General features: G+C 70.7%; 8 protein-coding genes. 4 read left to right on the top strand and 4 right to left on the bottom strand.

From position 1 onward, the window contains the following. Positions 1-220 (bottom strand): hypothetical protein (locus MEICH_RS29580; protein WP_036219765.1); only part of this gene is annotated, 220 nt, incomplete at its 3' end. 8 nt (positions 221-228) lie between these two features. Continuing rightward, a complete protein-coding gene (locus tag MEICH_RS0119955; RefSeq protein WP_027894060.1) occupies positions 229-708 on the bottom strand; it encodes a DUF456 domain-containing protein in 480 nt (159 codons plus the stop codon). Positions 709-841: 133 nt separating this feature from the next. Between MEICH_RS0119955 and MEICH_RS0119950 the strand changes: the two genes are divergently transcribed. From MEICH_RS0119950 to MEICH_RS0119940, 3 genes are all read left to right on the top strand, one after another. After that, entirely contained in the window at positions 842-1,480 is a 639-nt protein-coding gene (locus tag MEICH_RS0119950) for a DUF502 domain-containing protein (RefSeq protein WP_027894059.1), read from the top strand. Positions 1,481-1,507: 27 nt separating this feature from the next. Then, positions 1,508-2,083 carry an NAD(P)H-dependent oxidoreductase gene (locus MEICH_RS0119945; RefSeq protein WP_027894058.1) on the top strand — a complete coding sequence of 192 codons (576 nt, stop codon included), beginning with the start codon at positions 1,508-1,510 and terminating at the stop codon, positions 2,081-2,083. 280 nt (positions 2,084-2,363) lie between these two features. Beyond that, positions 2,364-2,924, top strand: a complete 561-nt coding sequence (locus tag MEICH_RS0119940) for a 5-formyltetrahydrofolate cyclo-ligase (RefSeq protein WP_027894057.1) — start codon at positions 2,364-2,366, stop codon at positions 2,922-2,924. A gap of 9 nt (positions 2,925-2,933) precedes the next feature. Here the strand turns inward: MEICH_RS0119940 and MEICH_RS0119935 are convergent, their stop codons facing one another. Then, complete coding sequence (locus MEICH_RS0119935; protein ID WP_027894056.1) at positions 2,934-3,242, bottom strand: hypothetical protein; 309 nt, start codon at positions 3,240-3,242, stop codon at positions 2,934-2,936. Between the two features lie 3 nt (positions 3,243-3,245). Next, positions 3,246-3,560 carry an FUN14 domain-containing protein gene (locus MEICH_RS0119930; protein WP_027894055.1) on the bottom strand — a complete coding sequence of 105 codons (315 nt, stop codon included), beginning with the start codon at positions 3,558-3,560 and terminating at the stop codon, positions 3,246-3,248. 76 nt (positions 3,561-3,636) lie between these two features. On the opposite strand from MEICH_RS0119930, the gene MEICH_RS30335 reads away from it, so the two are divergent. Continuing rightward, the coding region (locus MEICH_RS30335) for a GGDEF domain-containing protein (protein ID WP_245587719.1) at positions 3,637-4,745 on the top strand (1,109 nt) is incomplete at its 3' end.

Raw genomic sequence — 4,745 nt, 5'->3', positions numbered from 1 at the left:
TGAGGGGCTGCACGACCGGGCCCGGCAGGGCCGGGCTGGCGGGCGGGGGCTCCAGGGCGACGCAGGCGGGGCCGGAGCACGGCGGGGAGGAGAAGACGTGCTCGAGAGCCCCGCTCACCGCCTGGCGGGTCTCGGCGTTGGCGCACAGCAGCACCAAGAGCAACGGCAGGAGCCGCAGGTACAGCCAGGCCCGCCCGCCGGATTGCACGCCCCAGGTCACGTCGCCCCTCAGAAGATGGCCCGCAGCACGAGGATCCCCATCATCAGGTGCAGCAGGAACTTGCCGGCCATGCCCCCCAGCATGCCCACGAAGGTGCCCCAGGCCGCCCGCAAGGCCGCCCCGCCGCTCTTGCCGCTGAGGCTCTCCGCGGCCAGCGCCCCCACCAGGGGCATCACGAACACGCCCAGCGGCGGCAGGACGAACAGGCCTACGACGCCGCCCAGGAAGGCGCCCCACACCCCGGCCCGCCCCGCCCCGTAGCGCCGGGCGCCGATGAGGCCCGCCAGGTTGTCCACCAGCATCGCCGCCGCCGCGGTCAGCGCCAGCCACACCCAGGTGAGGCGGGAGACCTCGGAGAAGCCCACCAGCAGCTCGTGCAGCAGGACACCGGCCAGGATGATGAGGGTCGCGGGGAGGACCGGCACGAAGGTGCCCACCAGCCCCACGGCCCACACGAGCACGAACAGCCAGTCGGCCAAGACGTTCACGGGCCTCACACTAGCACCCGTAAATGAGAAGCGCCCCTCAGGGCCTCGAGCCCCGCTGGAGCAGGGATTAATTGCGGGCCCGGTTGCCAAAGCGAATTCCCCCGCCTCAATAAACTGGGGGCAAGGTATGGCTATAAGACTCCAGCGCTATTTCATCGGGGGGCTGCTGGCCTTGCTGCCCCTGGCCGTCACGGTCTACGTACTGGTGTGGGTGTATAACTCCTCGGCCGACATCATCACCGCGCTGATGCGGGTGGTGGGGCTCACCCCTCCCCCCTGGCTGCTGCCCCTGCTGCCGGTCATCGGCATCCTGGCGGTGCTGGGCATGATCATCCTGGCCGGAGTCCTGGCGGGGAACTACGTGGGCCGGGTGCTCCTGGCGGGCATCGACCGCAGCTTCAAGTCGGTCCCGCTGGTGCGCGAGGTCTACAACGCGGTGCAGCAGATCGCCCACACCCTGCTGGGCCAGCCCGAGGTGCACTTCCAGCGGGCGGCCGTCATCGAGTACCCGCGCAAGGGGGTCTACACCCTCTGCTTCATCGCCACCGCCGAGGTGGGCAAGCGGCTCCCCCCGCTCCCCGAGGGCTACACGGTGGTGCTGGTGCCCACCTCGCCGGTCCCGGCCTCGGGCATGGCGATCATCGTGCCCACCGCCGAGGTGATCCCCCTCGAGATCACCATCGAGGAGGCGCTGAAGTACGTGGTGTCGGGCGGGTTCATCCTGCCCGAGGGCAAGGCGCGCAGGCTGCTCGAGACCACCGAGTCCAAGTAGCCCCCCGGGCACGGTAGGCTTTGGGGCATGAGGGTGCTCTACGTCTACGCCAACCCCAAGCCCCGTTCCTTCAACTCGGCGCTGCTCGAGGCGGGCCTGCGGGCGCTCGAGGCCGCCGCTCACGAGGTCGAGCTCTCCGACCTCTACGCCATGGGCTTCGACCCGGTGCTCTCGGCGGCGGAGATCACCGGGCAGATGCGCCCCGACGCCCGGTCCGAGATCGAGAAGCTGCGCCGGGCCGACCGGCTCATCCTGCAATTCCCCGACTGGTGGTACGGCCCCCCCGCCATCCTCAAGGGCTGGATCGACCGCGTGATGGCCTACGGCTTCGCCTACGACGACACCCACGAGTTCGAGACCGGCTTCCTGCAGGGCAAGAAGGGCCTGGTGGTCATGACCGTGGGCTACAAGGCCGACTACTACGCCGCCGCCCCCCAGCGCGACCTCGCCCACCTCCTCGAGCCCCTCCACTACGGCACCTTCGCCTTCGTAGGCATGCAGGCCCTCCCCCCCTTCATCGCCTACGGCCCCCGCTACATGAGCGAGGAAGAGCGCAAAGCGTGCCTGGAGGCGTACGCGAGGCATTTGCTCGAGTGGTTGTAGGGGAATAGGTTCAGGGAGGCCCGTAGCGCGTGGGACGGGGGAATGGGAGCTGCCAGCGATAAGCCGTCAGCCGTCAACGGTCAGCCATCAGCCAAAGGTTCGTGGCAACCCCTCCCCAACCCCCCCGCCCGCGGGGAGGGGGTATCCCCCGGCCCCCCTTGTTAAGGGGGGTGAAGAAAAAGCTTTTTGCGTTTGGCGTTTTGCGTTTTGCGTTTGGCGTTTGGCTATCGGCTATCGGCGTTCGGCGTTCAGCGTCCGACGCACGACCTATACTTATCCCGTGACCACAGGCCAGCTACGCGAACAGGTCTGGAACGCGCTTTCCCAGCGCCGGGCCGCCGTCTACCCCACCCCGCCGCACGGGCATCACCCCAACTTCGTGGGGGCGGGCAAGGCGGCCGAGAAGCTGATGGGGCTCGAGCCCTTCCTCAAGGCCGAGACGGTGCTGGCCGGCCCCGACCAGGTGCTCAAGCCCCTGCGCGAGGCCGTGCTCAAGTCGGGGAAGCGGCTGGTGATGCCCCACCCCGACAAGGGCGGGCACTTCCTGCTGCTGGAGTACGTGCAGCCGGCGCTGCTCAAGCGGGTGCGCGACATCACCCGCTACGGCAAGCCGGTGCGGCTGGAGGACACCCCGCTGGACCTGGTGCTCGTGGGCTGCGTGGCCGTAGACCGCAAGTTCGGCTGGATCGGCAAGGGCTACGGCTTCCCGCCCCGGCACCTGCCGGTGGCCGCGCCCTGGGCCACCCTGGCCCACCCTATGATGCTGATGGAAGAACTCTACGCCGAGCCCGAGCGCCAGGTGGACCTCATCGCCACGCCGCTCGAGGTCCTGCGGCGATAGCCGGGCGGTTCAGCCCTCGAGGGCTCCGGGCCGCGAGTAGCGCCGCCAGGCCTGCCGCGCCCACAGCACCGCCGGGTACAGCAGGGCCAGCAATAGGGCCCAGGGGATGAGGTAGGCGGCGAAGATGGCCGCGCCGAAGGGGCTGAGCACCCACTGGCCGAGGTACTGACCCACGGTGCAGGGGTAGTCGGGCGCGTCCATCCAGCCCTCGCACAGGCCGCGCCGGGCGATGCGCAGCGCGTCCTGGAGGACCGCCAGGCCGAAGGGGAGGAGGGGCGGGAGGAAGAGCAGGCCGAGAAGACGCGTCCACTTCTGCACGGTTTACCCCCTGCGCAGCCCCAGGACCAGCCCGGCCACGAAGGCCCCCCCGAAGGGGAGGTTGGTGGTGAGGACCGCGACCAGGCGGTCCCAGGCGGTTTTGAGCTGCTCCTGCTGGAACAAGGGCTCCACGTCGCGCTGGATGCGGGTCCAGTCCACGCTGAGGTAGCCCATCGAGGCCAGCACCTGCACCACGATGAAGATGATGCCGAACGCCACCGCCACGAATTTGCCCACCTTGTTGATGGTGTAGCCGGTGGCGAAGCCCGCAATGCCGCCGAAACTGATCTGGCCGATGTAAGGTTGTATCCAATCCACGCGCCCATGATGCCACAGACCTGACCAGGGCCCGGTTCTTTTGCCCGTAAAATGGCCTCATGCCCCGGGAGCGCCCATGATCTCGCCGCAGCTCGACCCGCTGACGGGCGCGCTGAGCCGGGCCGAGCTCTTCCCCAGCCTCGAGGCCGCCCTCAGCGAGGCCGAGCTCACCGGCGACGAGAGCGCGCTGCTGATCCTCGACCTCGACCACTTCAAGAGCATCAACGACACCTTCGGCCACCCGCGCGGCGACGCCGTCCTGCGCGAGCTGGTCGAGCGCGTGCAGGGCGCGATCCGCGCCCACGACCGCCTGTTCCGCTACGGGGGCGACGAGTTCGTGCTGCTGCTGCCGGGCACCGACCAGGTCCAGGCCGCCCTGCTGGCCGAGCGGCTGCTGGGGGTGGTGCAGTCGCGGCCCTTCGCGGGCAACCCGCCCCTCTCCCTCACCCTGAGCATCGGCCTGGCGACGAGCCGGGCCGGGGCCGACACCCCCGAAGCCCTCTTCGAGCGGGCCGACCAGTACCTGCTGAGCGCCAAGCGGCAAGGGCGCGCGCGGCTGGTGGAGGCCCTCGACGAGGCCGAGGCCCAGCAGACGCGCTGGCTCGAGCGCGAGGCCGTACAGCTCGGCCTGCAGCACTTCCTGCGCGCCCTACCCCAGCACCGCCGGGGGCTCCTGCGCTCGGCGGGGCCCGGCGGGGCTGGGCACACGCGCTTCCTCGAGGAGGCCCAGCGCAGCGCCCGGCTGCTGGGCTACCGCACCTTCTGGCTCACCGGCCGCCGCGCCTACGCCACCCACCCCTACGGCGCGCTGCTCGACGGGGTGGGCCTCGAGCTCGCCGAGGCGGTGATCCGGCAGGGCAGCGCCGCCCTGCGGCAGCTTGAAGGGCCGGTGCTGTGGCTGGTGGACCGGCCGGAGGAGCTCGACGTGGCCAGCCGCAAGGTGCTCGCCGAGCTGATGAGCGACCCCCAGGGCCCGGTGACGGGCGTGGCCGTGGGCGGGAGCGGGGGTGAGTGGCCCGTGCCCCCGCTCTTGGCGGAGCTCGAGCTGCAGCCCCTCTCCCTCGAGTCGGCCCGCGTCCTGCTGCGCGGCCGGCTGCGCTGGGAGCCGCCCGAGGCCTTCGTGCGGGCGCTGTGGCAGGCTTCGGGCGGCTGGCCCCGGCCCCTGCTGGAGCGGCTCGAGGCGGC

Source organism: Calidithermus chliarophilus DSM 9957, assembly GCF_000430045.1.
Lineage (GTDB): Bacteria > Deinococcota > Deinococci > Deinococcales > Thermaceae > Calidithermus > Calidithermus chliarophilus.
The sequence above is the reverse complement of the archived record's forward strand: the minus strand, read 5'-3'. Positions and strand labels throughout refer to the sequence as shown.